We start from the raw sequence: 22,860 nt of genomic DNA, 5'->3' as shown, positions 1-22,860 counted from the left end.
TTGCGCAAGATTGATCACTTTGTGTTCGATTCCTGAGTGCCAAGACGCACTGCCCCCTACCTATACGGTTGTGTCGTGCCGGGAACAGCATGGCGTCGGTTGTCCCGATACCAATGTCTTGGCCAGCCTGAGGAAGAGGTCCGGGTGGGGATAGTGGCTGCTCTGCATCGGCTGGACGCGCCGGATATGACGAATCGCCACACCACCAGTCGTCAGCACCTCCAGGCCCATGCTGGTGACTCGGACCGTGGCGTACGTGGTGCGTTTCAAAGAAATCCGATGCACCCTGCGCCGGTCAGTGGCGAATCAGGAAGTCGAAGGCACCGAGGGCCGCGGTGGCGCCTTCGCCGACGGCGATGACGATCTGCTTGTACGGCACCGTGGTCACGTCGCCGGCGGCGAAGATGCCGGGCACCGAGGTCATGGCGTGGGCATCGGTGACGATCTCGCCGCGTTCGGACAGCTCGATCGGTGAGTCCTTGAGCCATTCGGTGTTGGGGACCAGGCCGATCTGCACGAACACACCCTCGAGGTCGACGGTCTTGATCTCGCCACTCGCGCGCGCCTCATAGGTCAGGCCGTTGACCCTCGTGCCATCGCCGTTGATCTCGGTAGTGCGAGCGCCGGTGATGATGTCCACGTTGGGCAGACTCTGGAGCTTTCTCTGCAGCACGGCATCGGCGCGCAGTTCGTCCATGAACTCGACCAGGGTCACATGGGCGACCAGGCCGGCCAGGTCGATGGCCGCTTCGACGCCGGAATTCCCGCCGCCGACGACCGCCACGCGCTTGCCCTTGTACAGCGGGCCATCGCAGTGCGGGCAGTAGGCCACACCGCGATTGCGGTACTCCTCTTCGCCGGGCACGTTCATCGAGCGCCAGCGGGCGCCGGTGGCCAGCACCAGGGTCTTGGCCTTGAGGCGGGCGCCGGAGGCGAAACGTACCTCGTGTTCCCCGCCGGTGGCGGGCGCCGGGATGAGCTCCACGGCGCGCTGCAGGTTCATGATGTCGACGTCGTATTGCTTGACGTGTTCTTCCAGGGCGGTGGCGAGCCGAGGCCCTTCGGTTTGCTGGACCGAAACGAAGTTCTCGATGGCCATGGTATCGAGAACCTGGCCGCCGAAGCGCTCGGCGGCGACGCCGGTGCGAATGCCCTTGCGCGCCGCATAGATGGATGCCGCGGCGCCGGCGGGACCACCACCGATGGTCAGGACATCGAAGGATGCCTTGGCGGAGAGCCTGTCGGCGTCACGGGCCGCGGCGCCGGTGTCGACCTTGGCCAGGATCTGTTCGAGGCTCATGCGACCCTGATCGAAGGGTTCGGCGTTCACGTAGACGCTGGGCACCGACATCACTTCCCGGCGTTCGACCTCGTCCTGAAACAGTGCACCGTCGATGGCGGTGTGGGTGATCTTCGGGTTGAGGATGGCCATCAGGTTCAGCGCCTGGACCACGTCCGGGCAGTTCTGGCACGACAGCGAATAGTAGGTCTCGAAGTGCATCTCGGCGTCCAGCGCCTGGATCTGTTCGATGACCTCGCGGTCGGCCTTGGGCGGATGGCCTCCGACCTGGAGCAGGGCCAGCACCAGCGAAGTGAACTCATGGCCCATGGGAATGCCGGCGAAGGCAACGCCGGTGGGGGTTCCGCCCTTGTGCAGCGCGAAGGAGGGCACACGCGAATCTGCGCTGGCCTGCTCGGCGCTAGACAGACGGATCATGTCGCTCAGTGCGGCAATATCGCTGAGTAGTCCGTGGAGTTCCCTGGACTTGTCGCCGTCATCCAGGGTGGCGACCAACTCGAAGGGTTGCGTGACCTTTTCCAGATAGGTTTTCAGCTGATTTTTCAGAGCGTCGTCCAGCATGACAGCGGCACTTCCTCGTGTTGGGTGGCAAAGATGGCGTGGCGATAGCGCTGCGCGTTGGGTCAATTTGACCGCGCATTGACCGAATCAGACGCCGGATAGGTGAGGCGGCGGTGACCGAGATATCGAACGAAGGGGCGCCGTCGAGGCCAGGGCCGGGTCTCGGGCGTCTCACGTCATCGGGGAGAAAGACCACCGAGTCGAAGGCGTCGCGATGGCGACTCATGCGACGGGCAGTGGGTCGCCTTGCGCCGCTCGATTCGATGGTCAATGCAGGGCGCCGCCAGGCGGCACCCTTGGCCTTCAAAGGGCGTATTAAAGTGCTTCTTGGCATGGCCTGAGATGGCAGGCCAAGAGCCGGTGGCCTTAGATCTTGCCGACCAGGTCGAGGGAGGGCGCGAGGGTCTCTTCGCCTTCCTTCCATTTCGCCGGGCACACCTCGTTGGGGTGGGCGGCGACATACTGAGCGGCCTTGACCTTGCGCAGCAGCTCTTCGGCGTTGCGGCCGATGTTGCCGGCGTTGATCTCGACGATCTGGACCTTGCCTTCGGGGTCGATGACGAAGGTGCCGCGCTCGGCGAGACCGTCTTGCTCGATCAGTACCTCGAAGTTGCGCGAAATGGTCAGCGTCGGATCGGCCAGCATCGGGAACTGGAGCTTGCCGATGGTTTCGGAGCTATCGTGCCAGGCCTTGTGGGTGAAGTGGGTGTCGGTGGAGACGCTGTAGATCTCGACGCCGAGTCGCTTGAATTCTTCGTAGTTGTCGGCCAGGTCACCCAGTTCGGTCGGGCAGACGAAGGTGAAGTCCGCCGGATAAAAGAAGAAGATGCTCCACTTGCCTTTCAGGCTTTCTTCGGTCACGTCGACGAATTCGCCGTTGTGGAAGGCGGTAGCGCTGAACGGCTTGACGACGGTATTGATCAGGGACATCGGTGTTCTCCTGTTGCCTGTGTAAGGAATGTGTCGAAGACGGCACACAGAGTAACGAGACGCACGCGATAGGATAAATTGAATGCCGCGATGGTGCTGATACCAAGGGGCTATCGCCAGGCCCATGGCTCCGTCAATGACATAGGCCATGTGACAACGCCTTGTGAGGTTCGCCCTGAGGGAGAACGGTGAGATAGCAGTGAGATAGCGCGGGTAGATAGCGCGGGTAGATAGTGCCCTTCATCGCCACCGCCTTCTCATGGCAGCGCTCTTCCATCAGCCACACCGGCCGCGGTGATTCCTGTCGCTGCATCAAACTTCCACCCCAGACCTCTGGCGAGCCGATGCCGAGCAGCGCCGACACCGAAGCGGCAGCATGGGAGTAGGTCGGTTGGCTCAGCGCGCGATGTCGATAGATCGCAGTCCACGTCGGTTCCCGTGAGGCAGAACCCGCGTCGGGACTGGCGTAAAAGAGGAGGGATCCATGAGCGATCCCCATCGCCCCATGGCGGCGGGCATGGCCGCCTGGCAACAAGCGCCCTGTCATTTTGTTGATCTGGTCAGACGCGTGATGCAGGCCGACCGCGTCATCCTCGGTGATGACGCCGGCTGCTGGGCGAGCCCTCGCCCGGTAACCCTGGACGATCGCCGGCGGCTGCGTCTGGCCGCGGTTCAGGGGGCCGATCCCCCTGGCGTTGCCGCTTTCCCGAAGCCCTGCATCTTGCGCCTGGGGCAGAACGGCATGCCGCGCTGGCAGCTGATGATGTTCCCGGCGCGCGACAATGCCCCATTGAGCCTGACCGGGCTCGAGACCCTGGGCGGTTGGATCCACGATCACTACCTGCCGGCTACCGCCGAGCCCGATATCACGCCCCTACGCATCCTCTTTATCGGTGATGATTCCAAGGTCCGCCGCAACGTCCAGAAGGCCCTGCAGGGCCAGCGTCGGCTGCGTTTGGATATCGTCGCCGATGCTTGCCTTGCCGACTGGCTGTTGCGGCTGATGCCGCCGGATCTGGTGCTGGTGGACCCGCGTCTGCCACTGCTCTCCGCCCTCGAGCAGCGTCTGTGTGGCGGCTGGCGAAGTAGCGTCCCGGTGGTGGCCGTCGCGGCTCACGGGCGACGGGTGTCGCGCATGGCTCCGGCATTCGATGCCTGGCTTGAAGCGCCCATCGCCCTCGAGAACATCGTCGATCTGCTCGATGAGGTGCTGCCGTATCACACGGCGGGGCCGGCGCCTGAAGGGGAGGCGGCCGACGACGCCTAGCGAGCGCGTGCCTAGCCAGCTCGCGCCTAGCGCCGACGGTGTTCAAGGCAGGCCTGGATGGCGCCTGGTCGCCCCGTTCTCGGAGCCGAGTGTGGCGCCCGACTCGCGGTCATCAGACCTCGATCAGCGCGCCCCGCAGCCGGCTCACCGCTTGGCTATGCAGCTGGCACACCCGGGATTCGCTGACGCCGAGCACCGCGCCGATTTCCTTGAGGTTGAGCTCTTCCTGGTAATAGAGCGCCATCAGCAGCTTTTCGCGCTCGGGCAGCTCGGCAATGGCGGCGACCAGCGCTTCGCGCTTTTCGCCCTCGATCAGCTCCGCCAGCGGCGTCGCGCTGACCTTGCCGACGAAACGATGCTCGCTGCCTTCGGCGAGCAGCTCCTCGAAGGGCATCAGCTGGCCATTGTTGATGTCGCCGAGTAACAGGCGGTAGGTCGCCAGGTCGATGTCCAGCTCCGCGGCGATCTCGTGCTCTTCAGGGGCGCGGCCGAGGCGCTGCTGAAGGTTTCGGGTCGCCTCGTCCAGCGCTCGGGCCTGGCGCCGCACGCTGCGCGGCAGCCAGTCACGGCTTCTCAGCTCATCGAGCATGGCGCCGCGAACGCGCTGGCTGGCGAAGGTGGAGAACTGTGCCCCCTGGCTCGCGTCATACCGCCCGAGGGCCTCGAGCAGGCCGACGATACCGGCCTGGATCAGGTCATCAAGATCGACGCCCGCGGGCAGCCTGACCTGCAGGGCCAGGGCCTGACGGCGGACCATGGGCAGGTAGGCGTCGAGCTGGGCCTGCTGATGGATCTTGCCTTGTGCTGTGTACATGGGCCTTGCCTCAATGGCACCGGTGCGAGCGCATTATCGGTGATTGACGATCACTTGCATGTCTTCCACCACGGTCGGGCGTTGGCCCTCTGCCAGGCGGAAGGAAAACGTCAGGGGGCCGCTCGCGGATACCCCCGCGAGGGCCTCGGTCACGCCACGCGGCCCGGTCAGCCCCACGCAGCGCTGGGCGTGACACAGGCTCGCCACCAGGCGAGTGCCGGGCGGGGTGCGGTAGCGCCATACCACGCGGCTGACCGTGCCGTGTACCGGACTCGCCGAGGTCAACGGCTGCGAGACGCGGTCCATCTCGCTGGAGGCCACCGTGAGTCGCGGTGCCGCGCCGACCCAGGCTCCGCCATCGGCCGCGAGCGGCGCGGCGCCAAGGCCCAGGCCGGCGATCACCACCAGCGTCAAGGCCAGGCTCCGGGTCAGGCGCACCGCCTGGAGCCGCCGGCCAGGCCATGCCGGGCATGGGATCATCCCTGACCTCCTACCTGGGTCGTGACGCGCAGGGTCCGATCGTCGGGGATCTCGGCCTGGGACATCACCACGAGGTGGCGCAGGCGGCGACGCAAGAAACGCGACAGCACCGTGCGCAGGCCATGGCTGACCACCAGCACCGAGGGCTCTCCGGTGGCCTCGTGGCGGGCCAGCGCGGTCTCGGTCTGGGTCATCAGGGTCTGGGCCAGTCCTGGCTCCAGCGCGCCGCTGCCGTTCATCGCCTGGCCCAGCACCTGTTCGAGCTGGGGCGCCAGGCCGATCACGTTGAGCGTCTCGTGGCCGGCGAACCATTGCTGGGTGATGGCCCGGCCCAGGGCCACCCGCACGAGGGCGGTCAGCTCCACCGGGTCCTGCTGGGTCGGCGCATACTCGGCCAGGGTATCGAGGATGGTGCGCAGGTCTCGAATCGACACATCTTCATCGAGCAACTGCTGCAGCACCCGGGTGAAGGCGGTCAGCGACAGGGCCTTGGGCACCACTTCCTCGACCAGCGACTTCTGGTCGTCGCCGAGCTTGTCGAGCAGCTTCTGAACCTCCTGGCGGCCCAGCATTTCCGCTGAGTGTTGATGCAGCAGGTGATTCAAGTGGGTCGCGACCACGGTACCGGCATCGACCACGGTGTAGCCGTAGACCTGGGCGCGCTCGCGCTGGGAGGCGTCGATCCACACCGCCGGCAGGCCGAAGGCCGGGTCCTGGGTCGGAGTACCGTCCAGCTCGCCGGAGACCTGGCCTGGGTCGATGGCGAGCCAGTGCCCCGGGAAGGCCTCGGCGCGGCCAATCTCGGCGCCCTTGAGGGTAATCCGATAGACGCTGGCGGGCAGCTCCAGGTTGTCGCGGATATGCACCACCGGCGGCAGAAAGCCGACCTCCTGGGCGAATTTCTTGCGCACGCTCTTGATGCGTCCGAGCAGCTCGCCCTGCTGGCGGGCATCGACCAGGGAAATCAGCCGGTGGCCGACCTCCAGGCCCAGGGTATCGACCAGCTGAACATCGTCCCAGCTGGCTTCCGGGGCCTCCGGCGCCGGCGGCGTCTCGATGGTCTGCTCCTCGGCGATCTGGCGCCGCGTTTCCTGGCGCGTCAGCCACCAGGCGAGGCCGCCGAGCAGGCCGGTGAAGAGCAGGAACACCAGGTTCGGCATGCCCGGGACCAGGCCCAGCAGGCCCATCACGCCGGCGGCCAAGATCAGTACCCGAGGATTGACGAACAACTGGCTGATCATCTGCTGGCCGACGTCCTGGTCGGTGTTGACCCGGGACACGGTCACGCCGGCGGCGGTGGAAATCACCAGCGCCGGAATCTGCGCCACCAGGCCATCGCCGATGGTCAGCAGGATGTAGGTGCGCGCGGCGTCGCTGAAGGCCATGTCGTACTGCAGCAGGCCGATCATCAGGCCACCGAGCACGTTGACCACCATGATCACGAGGCCCGCCATGGCGTCGCCGCGCACGAATTTGCTGGCACCGTCCATGGAGCCGTAGAAGTCGGCTTCCTGGGCCACTTCGGCACGCCGCTGGCGGGCATCCTGCTCGCCGATCAGGCCGGCGTTCAGGTCGGCGTCGATGGCCATCTGCTTGCCCGGCATGGCATCCAGCATGAAGCGCGCGCCGACTTCGGCGATGCGCCCGGCGCCCTTGGTGATGACCATGAAGTTGATGATCACCAGGATCAGGAATACCACCAGGCCGACGGCGAAGTTGCCCCCGACCAGGAACTGGCCGAAGGCCTCGATGACCTTGCCGGCGGCATCGCCGCCTTCGTGGCCGTTCATCAGCACCACCCGGGTCGAGGCGACGTTGAGCGATAGCCTCAGCAGGGTGGTGAACAGCAGGACCGCTGGGAAGGCGGCGAAGTCCAGCGGCTTCTGGGTGAACATGCTGACCAGCAGCACCATCACCGACAGGGCAATGTTGAAGGTGAAGAATAAATCCAGCGCGAAGGGTGGCAACGGCAGGATCATCATCGACAGGATCATGATGATCAGAAGCGGCCCGGCGAGCAGCTTCATCGGCACGTCGGCCATCCAGTCGCGCTTGGTCAAATAGTGGCTGATGCCCTTCATCGAGCGGCCTCGCAGCGGGGCCTGGCGGTGGCTCTGGTCATCTCAGGTCCTTAGTGGAATCGGGGGCTTCAGCGTTGCCGGGGCGATCGGCGGCATCCGCGGCAACGGCCAGGGACGCCGGTACCTCGATGTGGCCCGGGGTCGGCGGCCGTTCACCGCCGTGTTCGGTGGCGCGCTTGAGGCCGAAGGCCCAGGCCAGTACCTCGGCCACGGCGCTGTACAGGTCCGCGGGGATCTCGTGCTCCAGGTCGACGTGGTGATAGAGGGTCCGGGCCAGGGGCGGGGCCTCGAGGAGGGGCACGCCGGCGTCGCTGGCGACCTCGCGAATGCGCGCGGCCACGGCGTCGGCGCCCTTGGCCACGACCCTGGGGGCGCCTTGGCCATCTTCGCGATAAGACAGCGCCACCGCGTAGTGGGTGGGGTTGGTGATGACCACGTCGGCTTCGGGCACCTGGCTCATCATGCGCCCCCGTGCCATGGCCTGCTGTTGCTGGCGGATCCGGCCCTTGACCTGGGGATCGCCCTCGGACTCCTTGTGCTCCTGCTTGATTTCTTCCTTGCTCATGCGCAGTTTCTTGGCGTGGCTCCACACCTGGTAGGGCACGTCGATCAGGATCACCACGATCAGGGTCATCACCATCAGGCCACTGGCCTCGGCGGTCATGCGCATGGCCGAGGCCAGCGCCGCGGCCAGCGGCAGCTCCATCAGGCCCATGGCTTCCCCGCGGTGCAGGTACAAGTAGCCAAGGCCGACGCCGCCGACCAGGACCGACTTGGCGATGGCCTTGGCCAGCTCCGCCAGGGCCTGGGACGAGAACATGCGCTTCAGGCCCTTGGCCGGATTGAGCTTGGACAGCTGTGGCTTGAGTGACTTGGCCGAGATCAGCCAACCGCCGAGCAGGGCCGGCGACACCAGGGCGATCAGCGTCAGCAGCACGAACAGAGGGATCATGCTGACCAGGGTGCGGCTGCCCAGTGACAGCGCCTGGGCCAGCATCGGCATGGTCTCCATGGCCTCGCGGCGCTCGAACAAGAAGGCCTGCTCCATGACCCCGCCGAGCTGGTCGTAGAGCATGGCGCCCATCGACCACAGTCCGACCACGCCACCGAGCAGCAGTGTGAAGGTGGCAAGCTCACGCGAACGCGCCACCTGGCCCTCCTCACGCGCCTTCTCCAGGCGCCGTGGCGTGGCCTCTTCGGTTTTTTCCTGATCGCTGGTGGTATCGGCCATGGTGATGCATCGGGCACAAGTGGGGATGACGCCCATTGTGCACCGGGGCCGCCAGGGCAAAGGCCCGAATAGATCGAGATGTTGGGGGTTAACCGCGGGCTAGACGCCAGATGCCCTCGATCCTGGGCCGATCGCCCGGTGGGCTTGTGCCCACGAACGAACCCCCCACCGCCACGGGGCGATGGGGGGTGGTCGCTTCGAACGTCGAGCTCCCGTGCCGGCTAGAACCCTAGTTCATCCAACAGGTCGTCGACCTGGTCTTGGCTTGCCACCACGTCGTCGCCGTCGGGCTTGATCTGGGGGCCGTTGAGCAGGGTGTCTTCGCGATCGTGGGTGCGTTTTCTCAGGTTCTCGCGGGCTTCGCCCGGCGGGACGCTGTCGATCAGGACCTGGACGAGCTGGTGTTCGATCTCGTGGATCACGTCCATCATCTTCTTGATCACCTGGCCGGTCAGGTCCTGGAAGTCCTGAGCCATCATGATCTCGAGCAGTTCCTTCTGGGTCGCCTGGGTGCTCTCGGGCACCATCGCCAGGTAGGCCCGGGTGTCCACCACCAGGGCCTTGGCGTCGTCCAGTTGCTCCGGCTCGGCGAACCAGTCGTCCCAGCGTCTGTCGAGGGATTCGGCGTGTTCGCACAGGTTGTCCTGCAGGGGCTGGGCGCGGTCGATGGCGTTGAGCGAGCGTTCGGCCGCCTGTTCGGTCATGGCGGCCACGTAGCTTAGCCGGTCGCGGGCATCGGGAATGGCCTCGGCGGCGCGCTCGATTTCCTTGTCCAGGCCGAGCTCGCGCATGCTCTCGCGCAGCATGCGGGTCAGGTGGCCGATGCGTTGCACCAGGTCTTCGCCGTGGGGAGTGGTGTCAGGGGTTGCCGCGTATTGTTCGTTCATGGGTGTCTCCTCGTGGCGCTGGCGGCGTCACATACCGAGCTTTTCGAAGATCTTGTTGAGCTTTTCTTCGAGGGTCGCCGCGGTGAACGGCTTGACGACATAGCCGTTGGCGCCCGCCTGGGCCGCCGCGATGATGTTTTCCTTCTTGGCCTCGGCGGTGACCATCAACACCGGCAACGCCTTCAGGCCGTCATCGGCGCGGATGGCCTTGAGCATGTCCAGACCGTCGAGGTTGGGCATGTTCCAGTCCGAGACCACGAAGTCGAAGCCACCCTCGCGTAGGCGAGCGAGGCCCTCCTGGCCGTCTTCAGCCTCTTCCACATTGGTGAAGCCCAGTTCCTTGAGCAGGCTGCGGACGATGCGGCGCATGGTGGGAAAGTCGTCCACGACCAGGATGCGCATGTTCTTGTCGGCCATCGGGGGAGATCCTCTGAGGTCGGTTTGGGGAGGTAAAGCGGGAGGCCCTAGAAGGCCTCCCAATCATCATCGGCCTCGGCCAGAGCCGGCTGCTGACGCACCGTTGGGCGGCCCGGCGAGGACGTGTGGGAGACATGGGGGACGCGACTGTCGTCGCCATCGGCGGAACTGGCGCGCGGGGTGGCCGCCTCGGCCGGCGTCGCCGGGGTGGCGCCGATCTCGACCGGCGCCGCCGGGAGGCGGAATACCGCCACCGCGGCATCGAGGCTGATCGCCTGCTCGGTCAGGGCCTGGGCGGACAGGGTGACGCGCTGCACCAGGGCGGCGTTCTGCTGCGTTGCCTGGTCCATCTGGGTGACGGCCTGGCCGATCTGGACGATGCCGTCACTCTGCTCGCGGGACGCCACCGCGATCTCGTCGACGATATCGCTGACCCGACGCGCGGCGGTGACGACCTCATTGAGCGTCGTTCCGGCGTCGCGCACCAGGCGGCCGCCGTCGTCGACCTGGCCGACCGATGTCTCGATCAGGGCCTTGATCTGGCCGGCGGCATGGGCCGAGCGGCTGGCGAGGTTTCTGACCTCGCCGGCGACCACGGCGAAGCCTCGTCCTTGTTCCCCGGCCCGGGCCGCCTCGACGGAGGCGTTCAGGGCCAGGATGTTGGTCTGGAAGGCGATGGCGTCGATCATGCCCGTGATCTCGGCGATCTGGCGCGAGCTCGCGCTGATGCGGCCCATGGTCTCGGCGACTTCGGTGACCACCTCGCCGCCGCGTTCGGCGGTGCGCGAGGCTTCCATTGCCAGGTGGCGTGCCTGGCCCGCATTGTCGGCATTCTGGGCCACGGTGGTGGTGATCTGTTCCATGCTTGCGGCGGTCTGCTCGAGGGACGCGGCCTGTTGCTCGGTGCGCCCGGCGAGCTCCGTGTTGCCGTCGGCGATGTCGTGGCTCGCCGCGACGATCCGGTTGCCGCCCTGGCGGACCTGGGTGACGGTGCCGGAGAGGCCCGCCTGCATGTCGCGCATGGCGCTGAACAATTGGCTGATCTCGTTGCGCCCCTGGACCTCGATGGGGTCGGACAGGTCGCATCGGGCGATGTTTTCCAGGGTGGTCACGGCCCGGGACAGCGGCGCGATGACCAGCCGGCGCAGGCCGACGTAGATAAAGCCGAGGATGGCCAGGATCGCCAGTACCGCCCCGAGCTCAAGCTTGGCAAACAGCGACAGGCGTGACCGGAAGTTGGCGACCACGGCATCGCCGCGGGCCTCGGCATAGCTGCCGAAGTCAGTCAGCAGACCATCCAGGCGAGCGTTGTCTGCGCGGCTGTCGATGAGGCTCTTGCGATAGGCGGCCCGGTCGCCCTGCTCGAGGGCGACGAGCTGGGCGTTGGCCCCTGCCAGCACCTGCGGGAAGGTGTCCTCGATATCCTGACCAAGGCCATCACCCTGAGGGGTCCTGGGCACCGCGACGAAGCGCGCAAAGTGCGTCTGTGCCTGATCCAGCAAGGTCCGGGCCTGCTCCAGGCGGGCGTCTCGGTCCGGGGATCGGCGATCGGTGCTGGCGCCGGTCTCGAGCTCCAGTTGGGCGCCGTTGAGCAGGGAGTCGGCGCGATTGATCTCGTTGAGCTGTTCGACGTTGATGCGATTCAGCAGCCCAAGGGCTTGTTCGGCGGAGCGTGATGCGACGACGCTCATGCCAACCACGGCGGTCGTGCACAACACGAAACACACCAGCACGCCCACCAGCACGCTATGAAGACGGATTTGTCGTAGTCGTAGCATCACGCAAGAGTCCTTTTCGTGGGGCGCTTCCTTCGTCCCGAAGGGAGCGTTAGACCCGCTGGGCGCGGCCGGATGCCGCGACCAGCGAGAGCAGCCTGGGTGCCACCTCGTCCAAGGCCACCACCTCGCCGGCACCGCCGAGTGCGATGGCCTCACGGGGCATGCCGAAGACCACGCAGCTGGCCTCGTCCTGGGCCAGGGTCGCGGCGCCGGCCTGGCGCATCTCGACCAGCCCCGCCGCGCCGTCCTTGCCCATGCCGGTCAGCAGCACGCCGACGGCATTGCGTCCGGCATGGCGAGCCGCCGAGGCGAACAGCACATCCACCGAGGGGCGATGGCGATTCACCGGCGCCCCATCGTTGAGCCGAGCCACGTAGTTGGCCCCGCAGCGGGCGAGCTCCAGGTGCTGGTCCCCCGGCGCGATGTAGGCGTGGCCGGGAAGGATGCGCTCACCGTCCTCGGCCTCCTTGACCGAGATCTGACACAGCCGGTCGAGGCGCTCGGCGAAGGAGCGCGTGAAGCCGCCCGGCATGTGCTGGGTGATCAGGATCGCGGGGCTATTGGCCGGCAGCGGCTCGAGCACCTGGCGAATGGCCTCGGTACCGCCGGTGGAGGCGCCGATGATGACGAGCTTCTCGCTGGACATCAGCGGCGCGCTCAGGCGCGTCGGTGCGGTGTCGCGCGGACGCGCCTGGCGCGGCCGCGAGCGCGCCGCGGCGCGCAGCTTGTTGGCGATATCGTCGGCGTATTCGAGCATGCCGCCGCGGATGCCGAGGGCCGGCTTGGCGACGAAGTCCACCGCACCGAGCTCCAGCGCCCTGAGGGTGACCTCGGAGCCGGCCTGGGTCAGCGATGACACCATCAGCACCGGCATCGGACGCAGGCGCATCAGGCGCTCGAGAAAGTCGAGGCCATCCATGCGCGGCATCTCGACGTCCAGGGTCAGCACGTCGGGGTTGTGCTGCTTGATCAGGTCCCGAGCCACCAGCGGATCCGGCGCGACAGCGACCACTTCCATGTCCGGCTGAGACTGGATGATTTCCTTCAATAGGTTGCGAATCAGTGCCGAATCATCGACACACAGCACCTTGATCTTGGGCTCGCTCAAGCGGCTCTCCTTGGCGGCGGGGACGGCCTGGCGGACCAGGCGCTCGTAATACCGCTATCGGCCGACGCGCCGAGTTCTTTAGCCACGAGCGGGATGGCACCGGCTCAAGCGCCCGGGTGTGCATAACGGTGCGAGGCGAGTCGATAGACGGTCTGGCCGCGTAGCTGGAAGGCCTCGCACAGCGAGGAGAAGTTCTCCGAATGGCCGGCGAACAGCAGGCCATCGGGCTTGAGCAGTGGCGCGAAGCGCTCGAGGATGCGCTTCTGGGTGGGGCGGTCGAAATAGATCATCACGTTGCGGCAGAAGATCGCATCGAAGGGGCCCTGCACCGCCCACGAGGGCGCCAGCAGGTTGAGCGCGGAGAAGGTTACGTTGGCGGCGAGTTCCGGACGAATCCGGGCCAGCCCCTCCTGACGGCCCTTGCCGCGCAGGAAGTGGCGTCGCGCCTTGGCCTCATCGAGCTTGGCGATCTGATCGATGGCATAGACCCCGGCGCGGGCCTTGGCCAGGGCCTCGGTGTCGATATCGGTGGCCACGACCTCGTAGCGGTTCGGGCCCAGGGCCTCTTCGAGGGTCATGGCGATGGAGTACGGCTCTTCGCCGGTGGAGGCCGCCGAGCTCCACACCCGGATGCGGGAACCGTTCAGGGGGCCGCCGTTGGCGCCGGGCAGGGCGCCGGAAAGAGCGCCGCCTGGGCGCCCCTCGGCGTGTTGTCGAACGTGCTCGGCCAATAGCGGGAAGTGATGGGCCTCGCGGAAGAAGGCGGTCAGGTTGGTGGTCAGGGCGTTGGTGAACGCTTGCCACTCCTTGGCCTCGGGGGAGCGCTCGAGGCGCTCCAGGTACTCGCTGAAACGCGACAGGCCGTGATGACGCAGGCGTTTCGCCAGGCGGCTATAGACCATCTCGCGCTTGTGTTCTGCCAGCACGATGCCGGCGCGCTGATAGATCAGCTCGCGAATGCGAGAAAAGTCGCGTTCGGTGAGAATCAGGTCGCGCTCCAGCGGCGCCGCAAAAGCGGCGCCGGCTCCCGACGCGACAAAGGACTCGTTCAAAAGGCTTCCCACTCCTCAATATTACGGTGGTCATTGGTGCGGCTGCGCTGTTGCCTCGCGCCGCCTTCGGTACGGCGGGTGGCCGCGTCGCTTGTATCGGCGCCTTGGTCGGTCGTGGCGCCATGTCGTTCGCCGGCCTCATCCGGTGCACCAACGCGCTCTCGGCCGGCGCCCTTGAGCCGGAAGGCGCGGATGGCGAAGGCCAGGCGCTCGGCCTCGCTTTCCAGTCGGCTCGCGGCCTGGGCCGACGACTGCACTCGGCTGGCGTTCTGCTGGGTGACCTGATCCATCTCGGCGATGGCCAGATTGATCTCGCCGATGCCGTTGCTCTGCTCGTCGGAGGCCGAGGTGATCTCGCCCATGATGTCGTTGACTCGGGTCGAGGCCGCCATGACTTCTCCGATGGACGCTTCGGCCTGGCGCACCAGGTCGGCGCCACCGCCGACGCGCCGGTTGGCGCTGTCGATCAGCTCGCGAATCTGCCCGGCGGCCTCGGCCGAGCGCCCGGCCAGGTTGCGCACTTCGCCCGCCACCACCGCGAAGCCGCGGCCCTGCTCGCCGGCCCGGGCCGCCTCCACCGAGGCGTTGAGCGCGAGAATATTGGTCTGGAAGGCGATGGAGTCGATCACATCGATGATCTCGGCCATCTTGCGCGAGCCGTCGGTGATCTCGCCCATGGTCGTCACCAGGCGCTGCATCAATTCGCCGGTGGCCTGGGTGCGCTCGGCGTTGTCCGCCGCCAGCCCACTGGCCTGACGCGCGTTGTCGCTGTTGTGGGCGACGGTGGTGGTCATCTCTTCCATGCTCGAGGCGGTCTGCTGCAGCGAGGCGGCCTGCTGCTCGGTGCGCGACGACAGGTCCTCGTTGCCCTTGGCGATGTCTCGCGCCGCCGGTGTCACCACTCGGATGCCGTCATCCACGTCATGGATGATGCTGCCGAGGCTCTTGCGCATCACGTTGAGTGCCTCGATGACACGCCCGAGCTCGTCGCGACGGGCCTTGGGCTCCGGGGCGGCCAGGTTGCCCGAGGCGATCTGCAGGCTGAAGCCTTCGACTTCCCGCAGCGGCTTGAGCATGGCGCGCAGGGTCAGGGCACCGATCACCATCAGCAGGGCCAGACCCAGGCCCAGCACGATGGCCAGGGCAATCAGCATCTGCTGCTGAGCCCCGACGGCTTCGACGGCCAGGGCCTCGGCCCCCTGCTGCTTGGCTTCGATCAACTGGTTGATCTGGCCGGCCAGCGCTCCCCCCTGAGCCTCCATGGCGTCGATATGGTTGGGCAGCGAGACGAAGACCTCGTAGCTGTCTTCGCCGCTCAAGATGTCCACCGCCCCGCGCAGGCCCTCGCCGATGAAGGTGCCGAGGGCGGCATCGAATTCATCGGCCAGCGGCGTATGGTTGACCTCACGCTGACGGTACTCTGCCCACAGGGCGGTGAGCTGATCCGCGGAGGTTCCCAGCGTCGCGGCCAGGCCCTCGCGGTCGTTCATCAACGCCATGCGCTCCTTGCCCACCAGGGTCTGATAGCTCTGGGTCACGCCTTGGTCGAGTCGCTGCAGGCGCGCCACATCCTGCAGGCCGTCGTGATACAGCATCTGCAGACGTTGGCCCGCCTGCTGCTCGCCGTAGAGGCCAAGCCCGCCACTGGCCAGCAGCAAGACCCCGGCCAGGGCGACGATGCTCACCAGGCGCGCGCGCAGGCTGGTGACATTGAGGCGTCTGAGGCCGGCGATCAGGCCACGGCGGCGCAGTCGTCCCTGGTGCAGGCGAAAGCGCGGGCGCCGCTTGCCCCCGTTGAGCTCGGCGTAGGCGATCGCTGCACGCTCGACGTCGGCCCGGGCAGGCTTGACCCGTACCGAGGCGTAGCCGACTACCTCACCGGCGTCCACCAGCGGCGAGACGCTGGCCTCGACCCAGTAGAAGTCGCCGTTCTTGCGCCGGTTCTTGACCAGTCCCTTCCAGGTCCTGCCGTCCTGAAGCGTGCTCCAGAAGTTGGCGAAGGCGGCGGGCGGCATGTCCGGGTGGCGGACCAGGTTGTGGTGGGCGCCGATCAACTCATCCCGGGAATAGCCGCTGACCTCGATGAAGGCAGGGTTAGCGTAGGTGATCCGGCCCTTCAAGTCCGTGCGTGAGATCAGGAAGTGGTCGTCGGTGACGGGATATTCCTGCTGGGTAACGGGTTGATTGTTGCGCATGGCGCTTCCCCTGCGTAGCTGTCGTCATGGGTGTCGTTGTTATGGCTCGATGGCTTTTTTGGTGCTGCTTGTCGTCTGTTCCGTGGCGCCGGTTGTCGTCTGTTCCGTGGTGCCGGTTGTCGTCTGTTCTGTGGTGTCGGTTGTTGTCTGTTCCGTGGCGCCGGTTGTCGTCTGTTCTGTGGTGTCGGTTGTTGTCTGTACCGTGGCGCCGGTTGTCGTCTGGATGGCGCCGCGGGCTGTGCGAGTCAATGGCTTCGGTTGGAACGGCGAAGACCGCGACGACGCGGGTGATGCGGGGGCCCGTGGCTTGCGCGGTTGCCCCCGGTCCGTGTCAGAAGGATTCCCACTCCTGGTCGGCGTCATCGCGTTGCTCGGCGGTCGAGCGTGGGGCCGGCTGGCGCGCCTGTCGGCTGGCGTCGGCGTCGCGGCTCGAGGACACCAGTGCCGGCATCCACCGGGACAGGTCGACGCCGTCGGTCTCAGCGGGTGCCTCGGCCTCTCGGGCCAGGCGGAAACGGGTCATGGCGGCGGACAGGCGACTCGCCTCGGCCTCGAGCTGATTCGACGCCGAGGCGGCTTGCTGCACCAGCTGGGCGTTCTGCTGGGTGACCTGTTCCATCTGGGTCACGGCATCATTGACCTGGGAGATGCCGTGGCTCTGCTCGCTGGAGGCGGAGGCGATCTCGTCCATGATGTCGCTGACGCGGGCTACCGCATCGACCAGTTCGCTCATTACGCTGCCGGCTTCGTCCACGCGCCGGGTGCCGGTCTCGACCCGGGACAGTGACGCGTCGATCAACTGGCGAATTTCCCGCGCCGCGGTGGCGGAGCGGCCCGCCAGGTTGCGAACCTCTTCGGCGACCACGGCGAAGCCGCGGCCATGTTCACCGGCTCGGGCCGCCTCCACCGAGGCGTTGAGCGCCAGGATGTTGGTCTGGAAGGCGATGGCATCGATGGTGCCGATGATATCGGCGACCCGGCGTGAGCCTTCGCGGATGTCGTGCATGGTGGTGACTACGTCACCGACCACCTCGCCGCCGCGGCCGGCGGCCTGGCTAGCCTCCGTCGCCAGCTGGCTGGCCTGGCGCGCGTTGTCGGCGTTCAGGCTGACGGTGGACGACAGCTCTTCCATGCTGGAGGCGGTTTCTTGCAGGGAAGCGGCCTGCTGTTCGGTGCGCGCGGACAGGTCGTTGTTGCCACCGGCAATATGGGCGGCGCCGCGATAGATCATCTCGCCGCTGTCGCGGACCGTGCCCACGGTCTCGGCCAGGCCCTCGCGCATCTGGTCCAGGGACGCGTAGAGACGCCCGATCTCGTTGCGGCCACGGCTCGGAATCGACTGCGACAGATCGCCTTTTTCCACCGCCTCGAAGTAGCCCACCAGGCGCCCGAGGGGGCGAATCACATTGACCGTCACGCCCCACAGCACCGCGGCGATGGTGATCACCGCCACCAGCAGGATGGCGATGATCGCCCAGGTCAGCTGGCGGGTGCGCTCGAGGTACGTGGTATAGAGATCCGCCCCCTGTCCCTCGGCGGTGACGAAGAAGTCCACCGCGGTGGCGTAGAACGTATCGGTCAGGGCGCTGAGGCGTTCGCTGTCCTGTGCGAAGGCGTCGCTGTCGCCGTCCGCCAGGGCCGCCTGCATGGGACGCAGCCCCTCACTCAACAGGGTCTGGAAGTTCGCCTCGACCCGGGCGATCTGATCCCGCTGATCGGGTTGGCTTGGCAGGTTGAGGAATGCGTTGAAGGTGGCTTCGAGGGTTGCGAGGCTACCTTCGAGGCCTGCGGCCTGAGCGGTCAGTTCGGCACGCTCCTCGGGCCACACGCTGGCCTGCAGGCCGGCCTGGATATCGCGCATTTCGACCTGCAGAAACAGCATCTGACTATTGGCGCGGTTGAGGGTCGACTGCTGGTCGACGTTGACCTCGTTGAGGGTGCGGATCGATGATTCGCTGAGATTCGCGGTGTAGAGGCCCAGTCCGCTCAACAGCAGCATCAGCAGGGCAAAAACACCCAGTACCAGGCTCCAGCTGAGCTTGACGGTCATGTTGTCGAGTCGTGTCACATCGTCGTCCTTTCGTGAATCCATGCCGCGAAGGGCGCCGCTGGGGCGCCCTTCGCGGCTAGTCGGCCATGGTTGTTGTATCGGCAGATGCGCACAATTCTGTAGCCCTCTGGTTTCGCAATTGACGCTGGTCATGGTCCCTGATGGCGGCGCTGGTGCTGGCGCCGCGCTCGAAGCGAGCGACATGGCGCCGCAGGGCTTCACTCTGGGCCGTCAGACGGCTGGCCAGTGCACTGTGTCCCTCGACCAGACCGGCATTGCGCTGGGTCACCTGGTCCATCTGGGCCACCGCCTCGCCGACCTGCTCGATCCCGAGCCGCTGCTCGCCGGAGGCCGAGGAAATCTCCTGGATCAGATGGCTCAAGCGCTGCACATCGTTGCTGATGGCACGAATCTTGGCGTCGGTTTCCTGGATCCGGGCGTTGCCTTCGCCGACGCGTTCATCGCAGCGTTGGATCAGCGTCTTGATCTCCCGGGCGGCGTCCGCCGAGCGGCTGGCCAGATGGCGCACCTCTTCGGCGACCACGGCGAAGCCGCGACCGTGTTCGCCGGCTCGCGCCGCCTCCACCGAGGCATTCAGTGCCAGGATGTTGGTCTGGAAGGCGATGGCGTCGATGGTGTCGACGATGGCGGTCATCTGGGCCGCGCTCTCGCTGACCTCGCCGATCGCCACGACGACGGCCTGCATCGCGTCGTTGCCCTCGGCGGCCTCGCGGGCGGTGCCACTGGACAGCTCGCGGGCCTGATTGGCGTTGTCGGCGTTGTGGCGCACGGTGACGGTCAGCTCCTCCATGCTCGATGCCGTCTCGGCCAGGGACGCGGCCTGCTGTTCGGTGCGTGAGGCCAGTTCGGCGTTGTCGGTGGTGATGCGACCGACCACGTCGCCCAGTTCATCGGCGCTGGCATGGATATCGCCGATGGTGGCGGATAGCGAAGCGCGCATGCGTTCGATGTCGTGCAGCAGGCTGTCCGTATCGCCGCTGTCCACCCGGGCCGGTTCGTCGAGTCGTCCATCGGCGATACGCCGCACGACACTGGCGGCGTAGGCCGGATCGCCGCCCAGGCGCCGGCGAATGCCACGGATCACCAGGCCCATGATCAGGGTCACCGGCCCGCCGATGGCGGCCAGGATCAGCCCCGAGTGCAGCAGCGTGGTGATAAAGGCGGCGTCGATGTCATCGACGTAGACGCCGGTGCCCACGATCCAGCCCCAGTCGGCGACGCGCTCGTGGTAGGACGACTTGGGTGTCAGGGCATCGCCTTCCTGGTGGGCCCACAGGTAATCGACGAAGCCGTCGTCGTTTGCGACGTCCTCGGCGAATTCGCGGAACAGGTAGCGGCCCTCATCGTTCTGGAAGTTGGATAGATCGGTGCCCACGGCCAGGCGTGGGTGGCTGAACAGCAGGAAGTCATCGTCGAAGACGTAGAAGTAGCCGCGCTTTTCGTCGTAGCTCATGCGCGACAGGGTCTCGGCGGCCAGGCGTTGGGCCTCGGCGAGCTCGACCTCTCCGCGCTCGACGCGTTGCGCCTGTTCGTCGATGACGCTCACGGCCAGGTCGATGTGCTGGGTGAGTCCCAGGCGGCGCTCGTCGAGCAGGGTCTGGCGGTTTTCCCAGGCACCCCAGCCGACCAGTAACAGCATGGCCAGCCAGAACACGCCGAGGCATGCCCACAGTTTCTGTGTTGTTGTGAGTTGGCGCATGGAGCCTCGCATTATTTTGATTATGGGTGGGTCAGGGACGGCGCTTGGGTCAGGGGGTAGCTCAGGGCGTAGCGCCGGCGGTGTCGACCAGGGCCATCTCGTCGCTGGTCAGCAGCTTGTCGATGTCCACCAGGACCAGCATCCGATCGTCGAGGCTGCCAAGGCCGCTCAAGTAGTCCGACGACAGGGTCACGCCGAACTCGGGGGCCGGCTTGATCTGTTCGGGTGTCAGTGACATCACGTCGGAGACGCCGTCGACCACGATGCCGACCACCCGAGTGCCGACGTTGACCACGATGACCACCGTCTGGCCGCCGTACTCGACGCTATCGAGGGCGAACTTGATACGCAGATCGACGATCGGCACGATCACGCCGCGCAGGTTGGTCACCCCCTTGATGAAGGCCGGCGCATTGGCGATGCGGGTGACGTTGTCGTAACCGCGGATCTCCTGGACCTTGAGGATGTCGATGGCGTATTCCTCGTCGCCGAGGGAGAACACCAGAAATTCGCGGTTGTTGAGTTCGCTGGCGGCAAGGGCGCCGCTATGGAGATTCGTCATGGGGTCGGGCCCTCCTGGAGCTCGGGTTGCAAGAGCGGGGATGTCGGCAGGCCGGCGTTGCTGGCGCGGCGTTGCTGGCGTGCCTCTTTCTTGTGGCGGTTCAAGCGGTGCATGTCGGCAATATCGAGGATCAGCGCCACGCTGCCGTCACCGAGAATGGTGGCGGCGGAAACGCCGGGCACGCGGCGATAGTTGGTCTCCAGGTTCTTCACCACCACCTGTTGCTGGCCGATCAGGTCGTCGACCAGCAGGGCATAGCGGCGGCCTTCGCCCTGGACGATGACGGCGATGCTTTCGGTGATCTCGGTGCGGGCCCCGGCCACGTCGAGGGCCTCATGGACGGCGACCACCGGCAGGTACTCGTCGCGCACCTTGAGCACCACGTCGTCGCCAGCCATGGCATAGATATCCGCCTTGGCGGGCTGCAGCGATTCGAGCACCGTCGACAGCGGCAATATGAACATCTCGCCGCCGACCTTGATCGACATGCCGTCGAGGATCGCCAGGGTCAGCGGCAGCACGATGCGAGTGATGGTGCCCTGGCCCCGCCGCGAGTCGATCTCGACGTGACCGCCCATGGCTTGGATGTTGCGCTTGACCACGTCCATGCCGACGCCGCGCCCGGAGACGTCGCTGACCTCCTTGGCGGTGGAAAACCCCGGGGCGAAGATCAGCTGCCAGACATCGTCGTCACTCATCGCCTCCGACACCGGCAGGCCATTCTCACGGGCCTTGGCCAGCAGCCGGTCGCGGTCGAGGCCGGCACCGTCGTCGATGACCTCGATCAGGATGTTGCCGCCCTGGTGCTGGGCCGAGAGTGTCAGGCGACCGACGGCCGGCTTGCCGGCGGCCAGGCGCGCCTCCGGCGACTCGATGCCGTGGTCGAGGCTGTTGCGCACCAGGTGCGTCAACGGATCGATGATGCGTTCGGTCAGGCTCTTGTCGAGCTCGGTGGATTCGCCCTCGGTGATCAGCTCGACCTTCTTGTGAAGCTTGCCGGCCAGGTCCCGCACCAGGCGCGGATAGCGGCTGAAGACGTAGTCCATGGGCACCATGCGCACCGACATCACCGCTTCCTGCAGATCCCTGGCATTGCGCTGCAGCAGGCTCATGCCGTTCTGCAGGCCCGGGTGGCTGGTGCCCTCGAGCTCACCGACGGTCTGGTCGAGCATGGATTGGGTGATGATCAATTCGCCGACCAGGTTGATGATCTGGTCGACCTTGTCCACCGAGACTCGGATCGAGCTGGTCTCCTGGGCGGCCTTGCGCGGCTTGGTCTCGCCGGGAGCCTTGGGCGCCGCCGGGGGTGGCGATGACGCCGCTGTCTTGGGCGCCGGCGCGGCTGCCGCGGAGGACTCGACGGGGGACGATTGCGGCGGTTGGGCTGGCGGTTCGTTTGCCAGGTCGGGTGGCGCGATGCTCGGCGCCGCAGCGGCGAGCGTGGTGTCGGTGCCCGGGGTGACGCAGGGCCTGACCTCGATCTGCTCCGGCTCGGCGATGAAGCACATCACCGCCTCGATGTCGGCGGCGCCGACCTGGGTCGCCAGCACCACCTCGTGACGCTCGGCGCTGCCGCGACGCTCGAGCACCTCGCCCAGTTGGCCGAGCTCTTCCACCAGCAGCTCACGGTCCTTGTCGGCAATCCCGATCAGGGTCACCAGCAAGGCGTCGCCGGGGGATGGCGTGTCGTTGTCGGTGACGCTATCCGCGGCATTCTCTGTGCCCTTCTCCTCGACACCCTGCGCCGCATTCTCCGCACGATCATCCGCCGCGTCGTCGGCCGCGGCCAGGGACACCTGGGTGGACTCGGCCACCGCGGCTGATGGGGCCGGGGTGTTCGCGCCATCCAGGGAGCGGCCGATCTCTTCCTCGGCGATCTCCTGGAGAATGCGACAGATGCGCTCGAACGCCGCCTGGTCTGGCTGTTCGCTGTTGCGGTAGGCCTCGAGCTGGTCGTGGAGCATGTCCTTGGTTTCCAGAAAGGTGTCGACGATGTCGGGGCGCAGGGTCAGTTCCCCGCGTCGGGTATGGTCGAGAAGGTTCTCGAACAGGTGAGTGGTGCGCTGCAGCACTTCGAAGCCGAAGGTGCCGGCGCCGCCCTTGATCGAGTGCGCGGCGCGAAAGATGGCGGCGAGCTGCTCGGGGTCGGGGGCCGCGAGGTCAAGCTCGAGCAGATGGCGCTCCATGTCCGCCAGCAGCTCGGCGGCTTCCTCGAAGAAGGTGTCGTAGAAGTCGGTAATGTCCATGCCGTGGTTGCACCCTCATGTCTGGAGATCGACCCGGACGCGGCGCTGGCGCCGGGGCCGGTTGTTGTTTTGTACTTCCGGTTCTTGGCTTGCGGCTCTTGGCTTACGAGCATGTGTGGCAAGCGCTTGGCGAAAAGCTCGCGGCTTACGGTGGCCTGCCGAGCGTCTCGTCGGCGTTACG

18 protein-coding genes are annotated in these 22,860 nt (G+C 66.5%); 1 reads left to right on the top strand and 17 read right to left on the bottom strand.

Translation table 11 applies throughout. The features are described 5' to 3' along the window. Positions 1-295: 295 nt before the first annotated feature. From ahpF to ACUN9Y_RS17870, 3 genes are all read right to left on the bottom strand, one after another. Positions 296-1,861, bottom strand: a complete 1,566-nt coding sequence (gene ahpF / locus ACUN9Y_RS17880) for an alkyl hydroperoxide reductase subunit F (protein WP_445462078.1) — start codon at positions 1,859-1,861, stop codon at positions 296-298. A gap of 366 nt (positions 1,862-2,227) precedes the next feature. After that, positions 2,228-2,791 (bottom strand): alkyl hydroperoxide reductase subunit C, encoded by a 564-nt coding sequence (gene ahpC, locus ACUN9Y_RS17875; RefSeq protein ID WP_445462077.1) that lies wholly within the window; start codon positions 2,789-2,791, stop codon positions 2,228-2,230. Positions 2,792-2,924: 133 nt separating this feature from the next. Further along, on the bottom strand, positions 2,925-3,104 hold the full coding sequence (locus tag ACUN9Y_RS17870) for a hypothetical protein (protein WP_445462076.1): 180 nt from the start codon (positions 3,102-3,104) through the stop codon (positions 2,925-2,927). Between the two features lie 171 nt (positions 3,105-3,275). Between ACUN9Y_RS17870 and ACUN9Y_RS17865 the strand changes: the two genes are divergently transcribed. Further along, on the top strand, positions 3,276-4,058 hold the full coding sequence (locus tag ACUN9Y_RS17865; protein WP_445462075.1) for a hypothetical protein: 783 nt from the start codon (positions 3,276-3,278) through the stop codon (positions 4,056-4,058). A gap of 112 nt (positions 4,059-4,170) precedes the next feature. On the opposite strand, the gene ACUN9Y_RS17860 is transcribed toward ACUN9Y_RS17865, so the two are convergent. The 14 genes from ACUN9Y_RS17860 to cheA form a co-directional block, all read right to left on the bottom strand. Then, entirely contained in the window at positions 4,171-4,872 is a 702-nt protein-coding gene (locus ACUN9Y_RS17860) for an RNA polymerase sigma factor FliA (RefSeq protein ID WP_445462074.1), read from the bottom strand. Between the two features lie 33 nt (positions 4,873-4,905). Then, positions 4,906-5,352, bottom strand: coding sequence for a flagellar protein FlhE (locus tag ACUN9Y_RS17855; protein WP_445462073.1), 447 nt, complete (start codon positions 5,350-5,352; stop codon positions 4,906-4,908). Then, entirely contained in the window at positions 5,349-7,433 is a 2,085-nt protein-coding gene (gene flhA / locus ACUN9Y_RS17850) for a flagellar biosynthesis protein FlhA (protein ID WP_445462072.1), read from the bottom strand. The genes ACUN9Y_RS17855 and flhA overlap by 4 nt, the downstream gene beginning before the upstream one ends. A gap of 37 nt (positions 7,434-7,470) precedes the next feature. Next, positions 7,471-8,664, bottom strand: coding sequence for a flagellar biosynthesis protein FlhB (gene flhB / locus ACUN9Y_RS17845; RefSeq protein WP_445462071.1), 1,194 nt, complete (start codon positions 8,662-8,664; stop codon positions 7,471-7,473). 221 nt (positions 8,665-8,885) lie between these two features. Continuing rightward, positions 8,886-9,551, bottom strand: a complete 666-nt coding sequence (gene cheZ / locus ACUN9Y_RS17840; RefSeq protein WP_445462070.1) for a protein phosphatase CheZ — start codon at positions 9,549-9,551, stop codon at positions 8,886-8,888. Positions 9,552-9,578: 27 nt separating this feature from the next. After that, positions 9,579-9,968 carry a chemotaxis response regulator CheY gene (gene cheY, locus ACUN9Y_RS17835; RefSeq protein WP_445462069.1) on the bottom strand — a complete coding sequence of 130 codons (390 nt, stop codon included), beginning with the start codon at positions 9,966-9,968 and terminating at the stop codon, positions 9,579-9,581. 47 nt (positions 9,969-10,015) lie between these two features. Continuing rightward, entirely contained in the window at positions 10,016-11,746 is a 1,731-nt protein-coding gene (locus ACUN9Y_RS17830) for a methyl-accepting chemotaxis protein (protein WP_445462068.1), read from the bottom strand. Positions 11,747-11,795: 49 nt separating this feature from the next. Beyond that, positions 11,796-12,854, bottom strand: coding sequence for a protein-glutamate methylesterase/protein-glutamine glutaminase (locus tag ACUN9Y_RS17825; protein WP_445462067.1), 1,059 nt, complete (start codon positions 12,852-12,854; stop codon positions 11,796-11,798). Positions 12,855-12,958: 104 nt separating this feature from the next. Continuing rightward, entirely contained in the window at positions 12,959-13,906 is a 948-nt protein-coding gene (locus tag ACUN9Y_RS17820; RefSeq protein ID WP_445462066.1) for a CheR family methyltransferase, read from the bottom strand. Further along, on the bottom strand, positions 13,903-16,101 hold the full coding sequence (locus tag ACUN9Y_RS17815; protein ID WP_445462065.1) for a methyl-accepting chemotaxis protein: 2,199 nt from the start codon (positions 16,099-16,101) through the stop codon (positions 13,903-13,905). Before ACUN9Y_RS17815 ends, ACUN9Y_RS17820 begins: the two co-directional genes overlap by 4 nt. A gap of 331 nt (positions 16,102-16,432) precedes the next feature. Then, a complete protein-coding gene (locus ACUN9Y_RS17810; RefSeq protein WP_445462064.1) occupies positions 16,433-18,169 on the bottom strand; it encodes a methyl-accepting chemotaxis protein in 1,737 nt (578 codons plus the stop codon). Between the two features lie 58 nt (positions 18,170-18,227). Continuing rightward, entirely contained in the window at positions 18,228-19,871 is a 1,644-nt protein-coding gene (locus ACUN9Y_RS17805; RefSeq protein ID WP_445462063.1) for a methyl-accepting chemotaxis protein, read from the bottom strand. Between the two features lie 61 nt (positions 19,872-19,932). After that, positions 19,933-20,433, bottom strand: a complete 501-nt coding sequence (gene cheW, locus ACUN9Y_RS17800; RefSeq protein WP_445462062.1) for a chemotaxis protein CheW — start codon at positions 20,431-20,433, stop codon at positions 19,933-19,935. Further along, positions 20,430-22,679, bottom strand: a complete 2,250-nt coding sequence (cheA, locus tag ACUN9Y_RS17795) for a chemotaxis protein CheA (RefSeq protein WP_445462061.1) — start codon at positions 22,677-22,679, stop codon at positions 20,430-20,432. The genes cheW and cheA overlap by 4 nt, the downstream gene beginning before the upstream one ends. Positions 22,680-22,860 lie beyond the last annotated feature (181 nt).

Source organism: Halomonas sp. V046, assembly GCF_052645355.1.
Note: the sequence above shows the minus strand (reverse complement) of the source record. Positions and strands in the feature narration are given on the sequence as shown.